The organism is Ensifer sp. LC163 (genome assembly GCF_001695855.1).
In the GTDB taxonomy this organism is placed as follows: domain Bacteria; phylum Pseudomonadota; class Alphaproteobacteria; order Rhizobiales; family Rhizobiaceae; genus Ensifer.
The window spans coordinates 37,051-52,233 of record NZ_MBSS01000010.1; the positions used below are offsets into that span (position 1 = coordinate 37,051).

The window sequence follows — 15,183 nt, forward strand, 5'->3', positions numbered from 1 at the left end:
AAATGACAGCCGCGCGATATGGCAAACAAGATTCGCGCTGATGACAAGAGACTGAAACCTACCTGTCTCGACGGCAACGCGCGCCACGATGGGACATTGGTCACCGGGTGCGCACTCAAGACAATTGCAACCGCGTGTCTGCAACCAGCGCCCGGTTCTGAAGTCTCCGGGTAAGTTGAACGTCCAGAAGCTCCCAGGGTTTCCGCAACAACGGAAACGGCGCAACTGTTTCTACCGCTCTCCACGCCGATGCGGAGGCGGCGAACAAGCTGGCACCGCTACGAGATACAGCAGCTTGCGCCAATGTATGAAAACATGCAATATCCATACAATATTGATTTGAGGTGGTGCCATGACTGCGGACGCATCGGATACAACCTGGCTACCGGCGATCAGGAAGGCAAACGGACCGCTCTATATCGCCATTGCCGACGCCATCGCCGCAGATATCGCCGAAGGTCGCCTGTCCGAAGGCACGCGGCTGCCGCCCCAGCGGGCGCTCGCCAGCGCCTTGGGCATCGACTTCACCACGGTGAGCCGGGCCTACAACGAGGCCCGGCACCGCGGATTGGTGGAAGGGCGCGTCGGCCAGGGTACTTATGTCAAGGCGCGAAGGATGAAGGGTCTGCAGCCGGCAGCCGATGGCCTTGTCGACATGAGCATGAATCTGCCGCCGCTTTTCGACGATGCCGCACTGACGAGGCGGTTGTGGGGCGACATCAGCAGCCTGCAGGGCGAACACGGCCTCGACCTGCTGATGCGGTATCAGGCGGCAGGCGGCGCACTGCACAATCGCGCAGTCGGCGCGGGCTGGCTGCGACCGCGCCTCGGAGAAATCCCGCCCGAGCGCGTGCTGATCTGCGCGGGTGCGCAAAGCGCCCTGCTCGCAGCGATCAGCAGCCTTGCAAAGCCCGGCGAGGCGATCGCGTCGGAGGCTATCGCCTATCCCGGCCTGCGGGCGCTCGCCGCCCATCTCGGCATCGAACTCATCGGTGTTGCCGTCGACAGAAATGGCATGATGCCAGAGCAGTTTGAGGCCGTTTGCAGAAGCAGAAAATTAAAGGTGCTTTATTGTAATCCCACGCTTCACAACCCGACCACATCGACGCTGTCGCTTGAGCGCCGCACGGCGATCGTCGCCATTGCGCGCAGCCATGACGTGACGATCATCGAAGATGACGCCTATGGCGCGCTTCCAGTTTCTGCGCCGACGCCATTGGCGGCGCTCGCGCCTGACCTCGTCTACCACATCGCAGGTCTCGCCAAGTGCCTGTCGCCGGCGTTGCGGATTGCCTATCTCGTCGTTCCGGATCGCCAGAGCAGCGTCCGGCTCGAAGGCGCGATACGCGCCACGAGCGGCATGGCGCCCCCCTTCAACGCCGCGGTCGCGACGCGCTGGATCGAGGACGGCACAGCAAGTGAAGTCCTTAGCGCCATCCGCCGCGAAGTGACAATCCGGCAGGCGATGGTCAGCCGATTGTTGCCAAAGGACATTGTTCAGACGGACCAGGAAGGCTTCCACCTGTGGCTACACCTGCCGCCGCCGTGGACGCGAGGCGATTTTTCCGGCCGGCTGCGGGCATCGGGCATCAGCGTCGTTGCCAGCGATGCCTTCGCGATCGGTCCGGCCCCGGAGGCGGTACGCCTTGGCCTTGGCGCGGCGCGAACGCACGAGGAATTGCAGCGCAGCCTGATGACGATTGCGGACCTGATCGAGCAATCCCCAGCCGCATCGAGCCTCGTTGTGTGAGCCGTTCCGATTGCTGTCGGCGAAATTGTCGCAGCAATGTATGCATACAATAAATTGACAATGTATGGTTTTGAGCGCTTTAATCCCTGCAGGCCTGAGGCGGCACGGAACTTCCGTCGACCGCACCCAGGCATATCAGCAGGCGCACAGGCAAAGGCTGCGCCGCAGACGCCTGAAAGGAACGCATATGTCTTCGGATCACGATTGGCCTCCCATTCCCCCGATGCAAACCGGCCTGCGCGGCCGTTGTCCGCGTTGCGGCCAGGGGCATCTGTTCGAAGGTTTCCTCAAGATGCGCAAGAAGTGCGAGGTCTGCGATCTCGATTACTCCTTTGCCGACCCCGCTGACGGCCCCGCCTTCTTCGTGATTTGCTTCGGCTGCGTGCCGAGCGTACTGCTCGGCGTATGGCTGGAGGTACAGTACAGCGCGCCGCTTTGGATGCACCTTCTGGTGACCGGTCCGTTCATGTTGTTGACGTGCATTCCACCTCTTCGGCCGCTGAAGGGATGGCTGGTCTCGAGCCAGTTCTTCTACAAGGCAGAGGAAGGGAAGCTGGTGCGCAGACAGGTCGAACCACCGCTCGCCCCGACCCAATAGGCGTCGTTCGCCGGATTGACGTTAAGCATCAGATGGCCCGCCGCAGTGGTCGAGACCAATAACGAATACCAACAAGGCGCGGGCAATGCTCGCGCCTTGTTCGGTTGGTCCTCAAAGAGGCTGCGCGATACCGTCAAAGCCATTAGCTTCTTCACAGCGCTGAGCCTTTGGCCACGGAACGATCGCGTGAGGGCATCTGGCTGGGCCGTACACCATGCCGGCCCCCGGCCCCTCAATCTCAGATCATTGCACCGCCGCTGTCGGCTCGCCGAGCGAAAGCATCAGGCGGTTTGCCCAGTTGAAGAAGGCGGCGCCGTGGATGACGTCGGCGATCTCGAGTTCGTCGAGGCCGGCTGCAGAAAGCCGTTCGATATGATCATCGCCGAATGTCGGTGGCGTCGCGGTCAACGCCACCGAGGCTGCAACGATCGCGTTCCAGCGCTCGCCGAGATCGGCCTCCACCCCCTCATCGAGCAGCTTCTGCACGTCGTCGCCGCGCTTGGAATGGTGCGAGGCGAAACGCGAATGTACGGACGCGCAGAAAATACAGCCGTTCGACCGCGACGCCGCCGTCGCTGCGAGTTCGCGGTCGGCGCGCGGCAGGCCGGTGCGCGTGTTGTAGAAGATATCCTTGTCGGTCTTCGTCCGGGCTTCGAGAACCGCGGGATCGCGAACGAGCAAGCGGAAGTAAGGCGATTTGGCTCGCGACGCCTCGACGAGACCGGCAAGATGCGCCTCCGTCAGCTCGTCCTCTGCAAGCGGCTCAAGCCAGGGTGTCCAGCCGATCTCCGCCTGCGTGAACTCGACAGGGCGATTTTCGATCGTGGGCGTGATGATGTGGTCAGTCATGAAAAACTCCTTCAGAGGCTCAGGCGGCCGCACGCCTGTTGGAGGCAGCCAGCAAACCAAGGCCGGTGATCACCCGGATCTGGAACGCAACGAATGCGACAAGCTGCGACAGCGTCACGATGCCGTTCGTCGTCCAGCCGGCATCAAGGAGCACCTGCAACGCTTTCGGGCTCGCGTCACGCAGATGAAAGACAAGCAGATGCGCATGTTCGAGCGCTGCTGCGCGCTTTGCTCCGAGCGCTTCGCGGCCCGCATTCGACACCTGATAGATCGGGCCGGATGCATCCTCGACGCTCAAAGGGCCGGCTGGATATTGCCCATAGGGCCCGACGGCCTGCGCTGCGCCGATCTCGGCCTTCAACACCTCGACCAGCCAGCGGTTTGCTCCGCTTTCCTCCAAGGGACTGACGTAGAGCTCGAAAATATCCGCTTGCCGATGCAGCCCGGCGACGAAGCTGGCGATTGCCTGGCGTTCGACCAGCGAAACATCGCCGAAATTGTCGGGTTCAAAAAGTGCGAGATAGCTCTTCTGCGCCTGCTCGCGCGTTTCCGGACGTTGGGTGCGGATACGATCGAGCGATGAGCCCGGCTTGATGCCGGCGAGCAGGTCGATGATATCGGGTGTTGATGTGGTCATGGTAAGTCTCCTTCCTTCAATTGGGTGGCGCTGCAGGCGTCGCTGCTGCGATCGGTGCGGTCAGCCGACGGCTCCGATACGGCGCGGTGCGAACTTTTCCTCCCGTGCCCATCCGAGCGCCGGCGCGACCCTGGTCGCGATCAGCTCGATCGAGCGCAGGATCAGCGGGTGTGGCGGATCGATGGAGTGCACCTGGAATACGAGGTCGGTGACCCGATCGAGGGTCGTGTCGGCGCGAAGGCTTTCGATCACGTCGTCGGGCGTGCCGACGTGGACGTCGAAGGCGGCGATCAACTCGGCGAGCGAGTTGCCGGCAGGTTTGTGACCCGCTGCAATCAGCCGTTCCGCGCCGCGGTGCAAACCGATATCGGCCAGGCGCAGTGCCTCAGCACGGCTGTCAGCCACGAAGAGGCTACGGGATCCCAGGATCCGCGGCGTCTGACCTGCCGGCAATCCGGCGAGATAGGCGTCGATGATCGGATTCTGAAGTTCGGCGAGTGGCGCATCCGGGCGTTCTACGGTCCGGGGCTGGGTGCGGGACAGCATGAGGCCGTCTCCGGCGCGCCCTGCCCTCTCCCCGCCGGCGACCGAGAATGTCGCCTGCCAGATCCGGTCGAGCAATTGCGGTGCGGTCGGATAAAGCTGGTCTCCACCCGCAAGGCTACGCCCCGCCCAGGCATCGAGAACCACGCGCAGATGTCGCGCAAAAATGTCTCCGCGCTCGGCACTCTCGAGACCGAAGGCGGTAAAGGACGATGGCGTACCACCGGTACCGAAGCCGATTTCGACACGCCCGCAGGAGAGAAGGTCGAGCACCGCCGCATCCTCGGCAACGCGGATCGGATTTTCGAGCGGCAGGGTTATGACGCCTGTGCCGAGCCTGATCCGCGACGTCTGCGCAGCCACATGCGCCAGAAAGACGAGCGGCGCCGGCAGGCCGCCTTCGTCGGCATGGAAATGATGCTGGGCCACCCAGGCCGTATCAAAGCCGAAGCGCTCGGCGGTGGCGATCTGCTCGGCCGCATAATGATAGCGCGCGCCGGCAGGCACATCGTCGAGGAGACGCGTGAAGAACCCTAGTCGCTTACGTGGCGTCGTCTTAGTCATTTTTTGTCCTGTCATTCATTCCTGCGCCGTCAGACGAGGGCTGCTCGATTTTGTCCGGGAATGGCGTTGATGAGTTCACGGGTGTAGTCGCTGCCCGGCCGTTCGAAGACATCCTCGACCGCTCCTCCGTCGACCAGACGGCCGTCCTTCAGCACGGACACCGTGTCCGAGATCTGCCGCACGACCGCGAGGTCATGAGATACGAACAGGTAGGTCAGCCCGAGATCGTGCTGGAGTTCATCGAGAAGATCGAGGATGCGGGCCTGCACCGTCACGTCGAGGGCCGAGACCGCCTCGTCGAGAACGACAACGTCGGGGTCGAGCACGAGTGCGCGCGCAATCGCCACACGTTGCCGTTGGCCGCCTGAAAGTGCATGCGGACGGCGACTGAGGGCCGCTTCCGGCAGGCCAACGCGGCTGAGGATCGCCCGGGCCTTCGCTTCGCGCGCCGGGCGGGCGAGCCTTCCAAAATTCAACAACGGCTCGGCAACGATATCGAACACTGTTTGGCGTGGATCGAGCGAACCATAGGGGTTCTGGTAGACAAGCTGGATCTTGCGCCTGAACTGACGCAGTGTTTCGCCGCGAAGCTGCGAGAGATCGGTGCCGTCGATCTCGATGCGACCCGCCGTCGGTTTCTGAAACCCGACGATGGCGCGAATGCTGGTGGTCTTGCCGGAACCCGATTCACCGACGATGGCATGGGTGGTGCCGCGGCGGACCCGGAAACTGAGGCCGTCGACAGCACGAAACGGTTTGCCATCGCCGTCCGGCCGCACGAAGTCCTGCACAAGGCCATCAACGATGACGACGTCGTTGTCCGAAGGCGCAGCCTTTTCGCGGGCGGTCGCCGGAGTTTTGCGGGCAACGGCCGAGAACGACGGCGCGTCGGCAATCAACTGCCGGGTGTACGCGCTGCGCGGTGCGGCCAGGACAATTTTGGTCGCCCCGAGCTCCTGAACCCGCCCGCCCTGCAACACGACAAGCCGGTCGGCGCGGTCAGCGGCAACACCGAGGTCGTGCGTCACGAGCAGCACCGAGGTGCCGAATTCGGTGCGCAATTCATCGATCAGGTCGAGAATGCGTCTCTGGACCGTGACATCGAGCGCGCTTGTCGGCTCGTCGGCGATGATGAGCTGTGGCTTCAGCGCGACAGCGATGGCAATCAACACGCGCTGGCGCATGCCGCCCGAAAGCTCATGCGGATATTGCCGCACCCTGAGCGCAGGTTCGCTCAGCCCGACGCGCTCCAGAAGTGAAATCACCTGCGCTTCCAGAGCATGACCGCTTGCGGCGCCATGGATCCGAAGAATCTCGCTGACCTGCGCCCCGATCGTCTTGACGGGATTGAGCGAGCTTGCCGGATCCTGCGGCACCAGACTGATCTTGGCGCCTCGCACGACATCGAGCTGGCGATCCGACCAACGCGCAATGTCCGTGCCGTTGAGCTTGATGCTGCCGCCATCGATGCGGCCGTTGGCCTGGAGCAGACCGATGATCGACTGCGCCGTCGTCGTCTTGCCGGAGCCTGACTCGCCGACCAGCGCGACAACCTCGCCGGGCTCGATCCGAAACGAAACATCGTGAACGGCACGGTGATGGGCGATGCCGTCATGGTAGGAGATCGACAGGTTCTCGACTTCGAGCACCGGCGGGGATGCAGCGGCTGACGTACTCATGCCGCCACCTTGCCGAAGGATTGGCTGACGCGATTGGCGGCCAGAACCACCAAGACAACGACGACGCCTGGCGCGGTCGTCAGCCACCAGGCCGTTGAGATGTAGTTGCGGCCCTCGGCAATCAGCAGCCCCCATTCCGGTGTCGGCGGCGGCGCGCCGTAGCCTAGGAATCCAAGGGTCGAGATCTGCAGCACCGCCGAGCCGAACTGCAACGCCGCGATGCCAAGGACAGAAGTCAGCGAATTCGGCAACACATGCCGCCAGAGCACAGCGGAGAATGTGCCGCCGCTGCCGAAAGCCGCCTCGACATAATCGCTGCGCCGGACACGCACCACTTCCGAGCGTGCCAGGCGCGCGAAGCCGGCAACCGAAGTGAGGCCAACGGCAATCGCCGCATTGACCGTGCCGAAGCCGAGCAAAATGATGACGCTGAGCGACAGTAGCAAGGGCGGGATCGACAGCAACACGTCGACAAGCCGCATGATCGCGTCGTCAAGCCGGCGCCGGACCGAACCAGCCACCACACCGAGGCCGATGCCGATGACAAGACCAAGGGCAACGGCGACGAAGGCGCCGGCAAGCGAGTGGACAGCGCCATAGACGATGCGGGCGTAGAGATCGCGCCCGAGCGCGTCGGTGCCCAGCAGATGGCCCGCATCCGGCCGCCGCAGCTGTTCACCGCCGACCCCTTCGAGCGGGTTGTAGCTGGTGAAAAGCCACGGGGCGACCGCCCAGAGGAAGGCAATACCCAGAACCAGCCAGGACAAAACGAGGCCCGGCGGCAACCGGCGCATGAGGAGGGGCAGCGACAAGCGCCTGCCGGTCCGCTGCCCGCGCCCTGACGCGATGACGTCGTCGTGGATCGTGTCGAAGGTAGTCATGCCGTGGCTCCTGCTTTTGTCCGAAGACGCGGATCGAGCACAGGAAAGAGCAGATCCACGATGAGATTGATGACGACGAAGGCTAGGGCCGAGAGCACGACGATTGCCTGGAGCACGGCAGCGTCCTGGCTGCCGACGGCCCTTTCCGTCAGTCCTCCGATACCGTTGAGGCCGAAGACCGTTTCGGTGACGACCGCGCCGGCGATGAGCTCGCCGAAGAGCACGCCGGCGATGGTCAGCGTCGGCAGCAGCGCGTTCTTGGCAACGTGTCGCCACAGAACCCAGTGGCGGGTCGCCCCCTTGGCGCGAGCAACCGCAACGAAGGGGCGTGTGAGCACGTCGTCGATGTTGCGCACCAGCACCTGGGCAAGCGGCGCGGAGATCGGCACGGCCAGGGTGACGACGGGCAGGATGAGCTCCTGCCAGGGACCGGGATTGATGACCGGCACGAGTTTCAGGCGAAAGGAAAAGATCTGGATCAGCATGATTCCGAGCCAGAAAGTCGGGATCGAGATGAAAAGCGAGGGCACGGACTGGAGCGCGCCACGGAGCCAGGCGAAGGGCGTGAGGCTCGATACGAAGGCGATGGCAACAGCAAGGACAGCGGCAAGAACGAAGCCAAGCGATGCGAGTTTGAGCGTCGCCGGCAGGTGCGCCGCAAGCATCGTGCTGACGGGAACGCCGGCTTGAACGGAATAGCCGAAGTTGCCGGTGGAGAACCGGCCGATCGTCTGGACATACTGCACCCAGATGGCACTGTCGGCGGCATAGGAAGCCCGGATATTGGCAATCTGCTGCGGGTTGAGCCCGAGTTCCGGGTTCTGAAACTTGATGAGGATGGCGTCACCGGGCATCGCCTGAAGCAACACGAAGGAGATGGTGAAAGCCGCCCATAGGACGAACAATGCCTGCCCCAGGCGATTGAGCAAATATCCGGACATTTGCCGTTCCTCTGCTTGGTCTCATTGCGAAAGCCGGCCACGGCGATGCGCGTGGCCGGTTGGGCCAGTGTCAGTGTTCGGCAAGCCAGGTGCTGTAGAAGCTCGGTCGGCCGACCGCCTCGAAGGCGATACCCTGGACATAAGGCGCCCCGGCAAAGGCTTGCGGCTCTTCAAAGATCGGGATCGCATAGGCCTGGTCGACGACGTAGTCCTGCACCTCGCCGGCAATCGCCAGCCGCTTCTGACGATCCGGTTCCGAGGCAAGCGCCTCGAGCAGACCGTTCAGCTTGTCGTCGGCGAAGCTCTGCACCTTGTCGCTCTGTCCGCCCTTCTGGCGCAGGACGTCGCGGTTTTTCGGATAGTACTGGCTCTTGATCACATCAGGATCGGCGCGGCCGACCATGGCCGGCGAAACCGGCGTCTTCAACGGGTCGAGATCGTCGACGATCCTGCTGCCGCTGTCACCGGCAAGGACGGTCAGCTTGACGCCAAGCTTGCCCCACTGCTGCGCCACCAGTTGCAGCGTTTCCTTGTTCTGCGGCTGCGGCAGGGATTCGTAGGCCATCAGCACCAGTTCCTTGCCATCCTTCTGCCGCAGACCGTTGCCACCGATCGTCCAGCCGGCTTCATCAAGAAGGGCCTTTGCCTTCTCGGGATCAAAGGCGAGCTTTGCCGAAATATCGCGGTAGCCGAGAGCGGTCGAGGCGATGATCGACGTCGCCTTTGGGTAGTTGGCGGAAAACAGCGTCGTGACGATTTCCTTCGCGTCGGTAGCGTGCAGCAGCGCCTTGCGCACCTTCACGTCGGCGACCAACGGATTGTCCGGCCGGAAGACGACGCTGTTGTTCACACCACGCGTCGAGGGCGCGTAGATCTGATAAGCCTGTGCCTCGACCTGCTTTTCGTCATAGGCCTGGACCTGCCGGATGAAGTCTGCCTGGCCAGCCAGCAGAGCGCCGATACGCACGCTGTCCTCACCGGTGATGATGTATTTGATGCCATCGAGATAGGCGCGACCCTGATGCGTGAGCTTTGCCGGACCCCAGGCGTATTCTTCGCGCGCCTTCAGGTTCAGTTCCTTGCCGATGGTCTCGCTGTCGACGACGAACGGACCGGAGCCGATGATCTTGGTGGCATCCCCCAGCTGTTCGAACGGAAGCGCCAGCGCGCTTGCGGCGACGAGCCCGGAGCCGATCACCGACGTGCCCTGCAGGAAGCCCGGCGACGGTTTCTTGAAGTAGAACTTGACCGTCAGCGGATCGATCACTTCGCTGCGCTCGTAGTTGTTGATGACCTCAGAAACCGGCTGTTTCAGCTCCTTGTTGCCGAGCCCGAAGACGTCGTAGTTCTTCGCGACCGCGGCTGCATCGAGCGGCGTGCCGTCGGAGAAGGTGACGCCGGGACGGATCTTGAATGTGTACTCGGTCGCACCAGCATTGACCGTCCAGGATTCTGCGATCCACGGCTCGATTTCGAGCGTCTTCGGGTTCTGGTAGGTCAGCTTGTCGGTGATCTGATTGAGGATGCCACCATTCGGGTAAAAGCCGCCGGCCGGCGGATAGAGATTGGTATGGGCCTGCTGCTCGAGATAGATCAGCGTCCCACCCTTGACCGGGTCGCCCGCGCCCTCCGCAAAAGCGCTAGGCAGGAAAAAGCCGGAGGCGCTCAGTGCCGCCAGCGTCAGCGCGAGCCGTTTCAGTTTCGTCGTCATGGGAGCCTTCCTTTAGATGTCTGAAGGCTATCGTACGACCAATCGTCGGCTTATCAACTAAATCTAGTAAATTAATATACTATATGTTTCGAGCGAAGCGAAAGAAGCATCTCCGCCTCCGAGCCGATGGAGATATTTCTCCCGAGGCCGTTTCCTTGCCTTGTTTTGCTGGTCTCAAGTTGCCTGCGGATCAGGGCGCGGAAATAGAACGCCCTCCCATGCGCGAAACGCTTCACGAGCCATTGACAATTTGGCCATTATTCATTGAAAACTTTGCCAATTCCTTCCAAGCTCGAGATTGAGATAATCATGACAAACAACAAGGTTCTCGTCGTCGGCGGCGCCGGCTATATCGGCTCGCACACCTGCCTTCAGCTTGCGTCCAAGGGGTTCGAACCCGTGGTCTACGACAATCTGTCGAACGGCCATGAGGAGTTCGTCAAATGGGGCGTTCTGGAAAAGGGTGACATCCGGGACCGGCAGCGGCTCGATGAGGTGCTTGCGCGCCACAAACCGCGGGCGATCCTGCATTTTGCAGCGATGATCGAGGTCGGGGAGTCCGTCAAGGATCCGGTCTCGTTCTATGACAACAACGTGATCGGGACCTTGACCCTTCTGTCGGCAGCACTTTCCGCCGGCATCGAGGCCTTCGTGTTTTCGTCGACCTGCGCCACCTACGGCTTGCCGGAAAGCGTGCCGATCGACGAACAGCACCGCCAGGCGCCGATCAACCCCTATGGCCGCACCAAATGGGTCTGCGAACAGGCGCTGAAGGACTATGGGCAGTACAAGGGCTTGCGCTCGGTCATCCTGCGTTACTTCAATGCCGCCGGTGCTGACCCGGAAGGGCGGATCGGCGAGTGGCACGAGCCTGAGACCCATGCGATCCCGCTGGCGATCGATGCCGCCCTCGGTCGCCGTGACGGCTTCAAGGTCTTCGGGACGGATTACGACACCCGCGACGGCACCTGCGTGCGCGACTATATCCACGTGCTTGACCTCGCCGATGCCCATGTCCGCGCCGTCGAATATCTGCTTGAAGGCGGCGACAGCGTCGAACTCAATCTCGGCACGGGCACCGGCACGACGGTGAAGGAACTGCTGAGCGCGATCACCGAAGTCTCAGGCCGCAGTTTCGGCATCGACTATGTCGATCGCCGCGAGGGTGATTCGACCACACTCGTTGCTAATAACGACAAAGCCCGCGAAGTGCTTGGCTGGGAGCCGCAATATGACCTGGCGGCTATTACGCGAACCGCCTGGAACTGGCATTCCCGCCGCAACCAGGGCGGTTGACATCAGGCACTTCGGCTGACCGCATCCCTGGCTTAGATGTCTAGGATGCCTGGCGCGCCCGGTTCAGAGGCAATCTGGAGCGGGCACGCCGAAGCAGCGGACGCTCGAGTATGAGATAGGCAACGACGCCGGCAATCGTGCCGACGGAGAAAGCGCAGACGAGAGTCAGCGCTGAATTCGTACCCATCATCGCAGCCGCCTTGACGATGACCGATATGGCGAAGGTGTGCCAGAGGTAGATCGAGTAGGAGGCATCGCCGAGCAGGGTCGGCAACGCCCATTTTTGAAACCAGCCGCCGGCTTCAAGCGCAAGGGTGGCGACGACGAGCAGGACCGCCAGCGGGCCCAATATCCTTTCGTCAAACGGCAGGCGCAGCACGGCAAGCGCTGCAAATCCGGCTAGTGCCCCGAGGAAAAGCGCCATGCCGACGCGCGGTCCAACGACCCTGCCCCGCAACCAGCATTCAGCGACAATCATGCCGGCGACGAATTCCAGGATGACCGGGCGGGTGTAGGTCAAGAGAAGCGGATTTTCGGTATCGATCGCAAGGCCGAGCAACACCAGCACCAGAAACAATGCCGCCATCATCGGCAGCCGGCGATGTCTCGGCAGCAGCAACGATGCCGCGAAGACGACATAGAAGAACATCTCGAAATTGAGCGTCCAGCCTTGCACGAGCACCGGCCAGACCTCGCCGCTGCTCGGCGAGCGCGCCGGGATAAACGCCAGTGACGCCAGAACATGCTCGACCGTCAGAACGAGGTTCGGGAACAGGCCGGCAACGCCTCCCCCGATCATCACGATTGTGGCGAGCCAATAGATCGGCGCGATCCGGCGCAGCCGCTCCTTAAGGAAGGAAAGCGGCGCGACCGGGCGACGGTCGCTGATCACCCACATGATGAAGCCGCTGATGACAAAGAAGACATCGACGCCGGCCGCACCGATCGCGAAATGATGACCTGTCCGCTCGGCCGCATGAAACAGCACGACCCCCAGCGCCGCAAGCGCACGCAGATACTGAATGCCGTGGATGGTTTTCATCGGCGTCTGGGCCATCAGAACCTCAACTGCGGATGGTGGCTCGCCAAGACCCTGCCTTCTGCGAGGCGACGCTCGCTGACGATGCGCCGGCCTTGCCTGATCGTCAGCTTGCCGGCAGCGAAGTAGAGCAGGAAGGAGCCGACGTGATAGGGATTCATGATGTCGATCTCGACGAAGGCCCGCACCAGAAGCAGCATGGCCACACCGAAGAGCACCGAGGATTCCGTGTGATGGTCGAAGGCCAGCAACCGTTTGATATGGCCGAAGACGGTGACCATTAGCACGGTACAAAGGAGTACGAGCCCAATCGCACCAGTCTCCACCATCGCCTCGATGAAGGTGTTGTGGAAATGGAAGCCCGAGCGGGTCGCGATGAAGAACTCCTCCCAGAGACGCTCTGGTTCCGAGAAGCCCTGGACCCAATAGGCCTGGTAGCCGACGCCGACGAGAGGCGATGACAGCGCGGCCTCTATCCCCTGCTGCCAAAGGTAGGTCCGCCCGGTGAGCGTCGAATCCTTGCCGAAAAGACCGAGAACAAGATCGACGCCACCGCCATAGACCGCGGCCAGAGCGGTGACGCCCCCTACGACGACGGCGGCCAGGAACAGACCCTTGCGATGACCGGGCGACAGCATGCCGACGGCGCGCATGCCGAGCCAGCAGCCGATGATGGCGACGGCAGTCAGGACCGACGTCGCCGATTGCGAGGCAAACAGCGAATAGGCGGATATCAGCCCAACCAACCCGGCGGCGCCGAGCCAAAGCCTGCGTTCCCCGAGCGCGACTGGAGCGATGAAGGCGAAGTAAATCCCGAGGGACGCATAAAAGCCAAGCTGGTTCTTCGACGCAAAGGCACCGACGAAGCTAAAAGTTCCGTCCAGTGGATCGAGGTGGTAGACGCCGAACAGCAGCGAATAGGTGAGCACGATGCCGACACCCGCCAGTGCGCCGTGCACGAGCGTCCGGATGTCGATCGTGCGCATGGCAATCAGGGCGCAAATGACATGCGAGAGATATTGAACCCCGGTCCTTGCGGTCATCCCAGGTACTGCCGACCAGAAGACGGACAGGCAGGCAAAGACGGCAAAAGCGAGGATCCAGATGTATTTGCCGTAATTGCCGAGCACCCTTCGATAGTCGACGAGGACCAGCGGCAGCCACAGCGCGTAGTAGACGAGGATCGACGCCTGCCCGAACCGAGAGGAATAGGCAAAGACGAAGAACGATATCGCCAGCGCAAACGTACCGTAGGCCTGGTTTCCACCAGGAGAAACGAGGCTTGCCTTGGAAATCCTCATCGCGATCCTTTAGAGCGTTTCCGGGTTAAACGGAGTCACAGAAACGCTCTATCTCCTTGTTTCTACGCATTTCCAGACGGAAAACCGCTTCGCACTTTTCCTGGAAATCTCTAGCGCATGGCCAGGTTGGCTTCGACCTTGATGACATCGCCGGGCAGAACCGGCGTGTTCTCGTCAGCCGCGATCTGCTGTGCCTTGCCGTCCTTCTCGCGGACGATCGAATAGCTGACGACCGCCTCCGACATGTTGTCCTTGGTCTGTGCCGCCTCGGCCGATTGCAATAGCGCCTCGGTCATAAGGTCGCGACTGGTGCCAAGCTTGATCGCAAGCGTATCGAGCTCTGCCTCGGTGTTTTGCAGGTCCTGGGCAAGCTGGGCATCCCAATCGTTGCGCAGGTTGGTATCGTCCTGGGTCGCCTTGCTGACATCCTGTTTTGCCTTCAGAGACGCCGTGTCGATATCAAGAACGGCTGATTGCAGCTCCGCCACGCGCTGTTCCAGCGCGAGCTTGCGCGCACTCAGCGCCAGTCCCTTTTCGGCAAGCCCCTCGATCTTGTCCCGGTCTTCGGTCACCAGGTCCAATTGACGGTTCTGCGTTTCCGACTTTTTCGCCAGCGCCTGGATTTCGCTTTCGAGCAGTGACTTGAGATCGGCCAGCGACGCCAGCTGGCGCTTCTGTCTCTTGTCGCGCGAAACCATCAATGCAGCCTCGCTTTCGAGCAAGCCGGCGACGTCAGGCGCATCCTTCAATTCCTTCGGCAGTTCGATCTTTTCCTTGCCGGCGATCTCCGCCTGCAGGCGCGCGCGCCGGATCAAGAGCCGGTTGCGCTCGGAAACCTGCACGCTCGAATCTCCACGGGCATTGATATAGTCGCGTGCAAAACGCTGTCCGCTCTCCGAACGCCTCAAGCCGCCACCAAGGCTGATGGCCTTGAGCACTGTCAGATTCGGCGCAAAGGGATATTCGCCAGGTTTCTGGATCTCGCCTGAAAGATAGACCGGACGGTACTGAGCGAGTTCGACGGAAGCCGAGGGCCGGTCACGCAGGCCGAACAGTGTCTGCATCTTGACGCCGATCGCCTCGCTCATCTCGTTCGTCGTCTTGCCGGCCGCCGGCAAGTCGCCGATGAAGGGGATGGAGACCATGCCGGAGGCACCAACGGTATATTCGCCGCTTACCACCGACCAGTCGCGCACCGCGCCTTCGGCGGTTTGCCATTCGGCCACGCGGATCTTCAACTTGTCCATGACACCGAGATGGTACTCGTCAGCATGTGCCGGCAGCGCACCGAACACTGTTATGGCCGCCAGCATGGCGACCCTTAGGGAATACGGCTTGGGGAGGGAGATACGCGATCTCCCTTTGGTAACTTGATGTTTCATTAAAATTTCCCG

General features: G+C 62.0%; 13 protein-coding genes. 3 read left to right on the forward strand and 10 right to left on the reverse strand.

Annotated elements, in window-relative coordinates; translation table 11 throughout:
- Positions 1-352: 352 nt before the first annotated feature.
- On the forward strand, positions 353-1,750 hold the full coding sequence (locus BC360_RS08860) for a PLP-dependent aminotransferase family protein (protein WP_065794956.1): 1,398 nt from the start codon (positions 353-355) through the stop codon (positions 1,748-1,750).
- 187 nt (positions 1,751-1,937) lie between these two features.
- Positions 1,938-2,348 (forward strand): DUF983 domain-containing protein, encoded by a 411-nt coding sequence (locus tag BC360_RS08865; RefSeq protein WP_053252046.1) that lies wholly within the window; start codon positions 1,938-1,940, stop codon positions 2,346-2,348.
- A 243-nt stretch (positions 2,349-2,591) separates the two neighbouring features.
- Here BC360_RS08865 and BC360_RS08870 read toward each other — a convergent pair whose 3' ends face one another.
- The 7 genes from BC360_RS08870 to BC360_RS08900 all read right to left on the reverse strand — a co-directional run bounded on the left by BC360_RS08870 (position 2,592) and on the right by BC360_RS08900 (position 10,153).
- A complete protein-coding gene (locus tag BC360_RS08870; RefSeq protein WP_065794957.1) occupies positions 2,592-3,197 on the reverse strand; it encodes an alkylhydroperoxidase domain protein in 606 nt (201 codons plus the stop codon).
- A 19-nt stretch (positions 3,198-3,216) separates the two neighbouring features.
- Positions 3,217-3,834: a CMD domain protein gene (locus BC360_RS08875; RefSeq protein ID WP_065794958.1), complete on the reverse strand. Its 618-nt coding sequence runs from the start codon at positions 3,832-3,834 to the stop codon at positions 3,217-3,219.
- 60 nt (positions 3,835-3,894) lie between these two features.
- Positions 3,895-4,941 (reverse strand): putative FMN-dependent luciferase-like monooxygenase, encoded by a 1,047-nt coding sequence (locus BC360_RS08880; protein WP_065794959.1) that lies wholly within the window; start codon positions 4,939-4,941, stop codon positions 3,895-3,897.
- A gap of 29 nt (positions 4,942-4,970) precedes the next feature.
- On the reverse strand, positions 4,971-6,620 hold the full coding sequence (locus tag BC360_RS08885) for a dipeptide ABC transporter ATP-binding protein (RefSeq protein WP_065794960.1): 1,650 nt from the start codon (positions 6,618-6,620) through the stop codon (positions 4,971-4,973).
- Entirely contained in the window at positions 6,617-7,501 is an 885-nt protein-coding gene (locus BC360_RS08890; protein ID WP_065794961.1) for an ABC transporter permease, read from the reverse strand. The genes BC360_RS08885 and BC360_RS08890 overlap by 4 nt, the downstream gene beginning before the upstream one ends.
- Complete coding sequence (locus BC360_RS08895) at positions 7,498-8,442, reverse strand: ABC transporter permease (protein WP_065794962.1); 945 nt, start codon at positions 8,440-8,442, stop codon at positions 7,498-7,500. The genes BC360_RS08890 and BC360_RS08895 overlap by 4 nt, the downstream gene beginning before the upstream one ends.
- 70 nt (positions 8,443-8,512) lie before the next feature.
- Entirely contained in the window at positions 8,513-10,153 is a 1,641-nt protein-coding gene (locus tag BC360_RS08900) for a TIGR04028 family ABC transporter substrate-binding protein (protein ID WP_083222492.1), read from the reverse strand.
- A 309-nt stretch (positions 10,154-10,462) separates the two neighbouring features.
- On the opposite strand from BC360_RS08900, the gene galE reads away from it, so the two are divergent.
- Positions 10,463-11,449: a UDP-glucose 4-epimerase GalE gene (gene galE, locus BC360_RS08905; protein ID WP_065783569.1), complete on the forward strand. Its 987-nt coding sequence runs from the start codon at positions 10,463-10,465 to the stop codon at positions 11,447-11,449.
- Between the two features lie 40 nt (positions 11,450-11,489).
- Here galE and BC360_RS08910 read toward each other — a convergent pair whose 3' ends face one another.
- The 3 genes from BC360_RS08910 to BC360_RS08920 form a co-directional block, all read right to left on the reverse strand.
- Positions 11,490-12,491 carry an acyltransferase family protein gene (locus BC360_RS08910; RefSeq protein WP_065795027.1) on the reverse strand — a complete coding sequence of 334 codons (1,002 nt, stop codon included), beginning with the start codon at positions 12,489-12,491 and terminating at the stop codon, positions 11,490-11,492.
- A gap of 14 nt (positions 12,492-12,505) precedes the next feature.
- A complete protein-coding gene (locus BC360_RS08915; RefSeq protein WP_065794963.1) occupies positions 12,506-13,789 on the reverse strand; it encodes an O-antigen ligase family protein in 1,284 nt (427 codons plus the stop codon).
- A gap of 110 nt (positions 13,790-13,899) precedes the next feature.
- Positions 13,900-15,102, reverse strand: coding sequence for a polysaccharide biosynthesis/export family protein (locus BC360_RS08920; protein WP_274533917.1), 1,203 nt, complete (start codon positions 15,100-15,102; stop codon positions 13,900-13,902).
- Between the last annotated feature and the right edge of the window lie 81 nt (positions 15,103-15,183).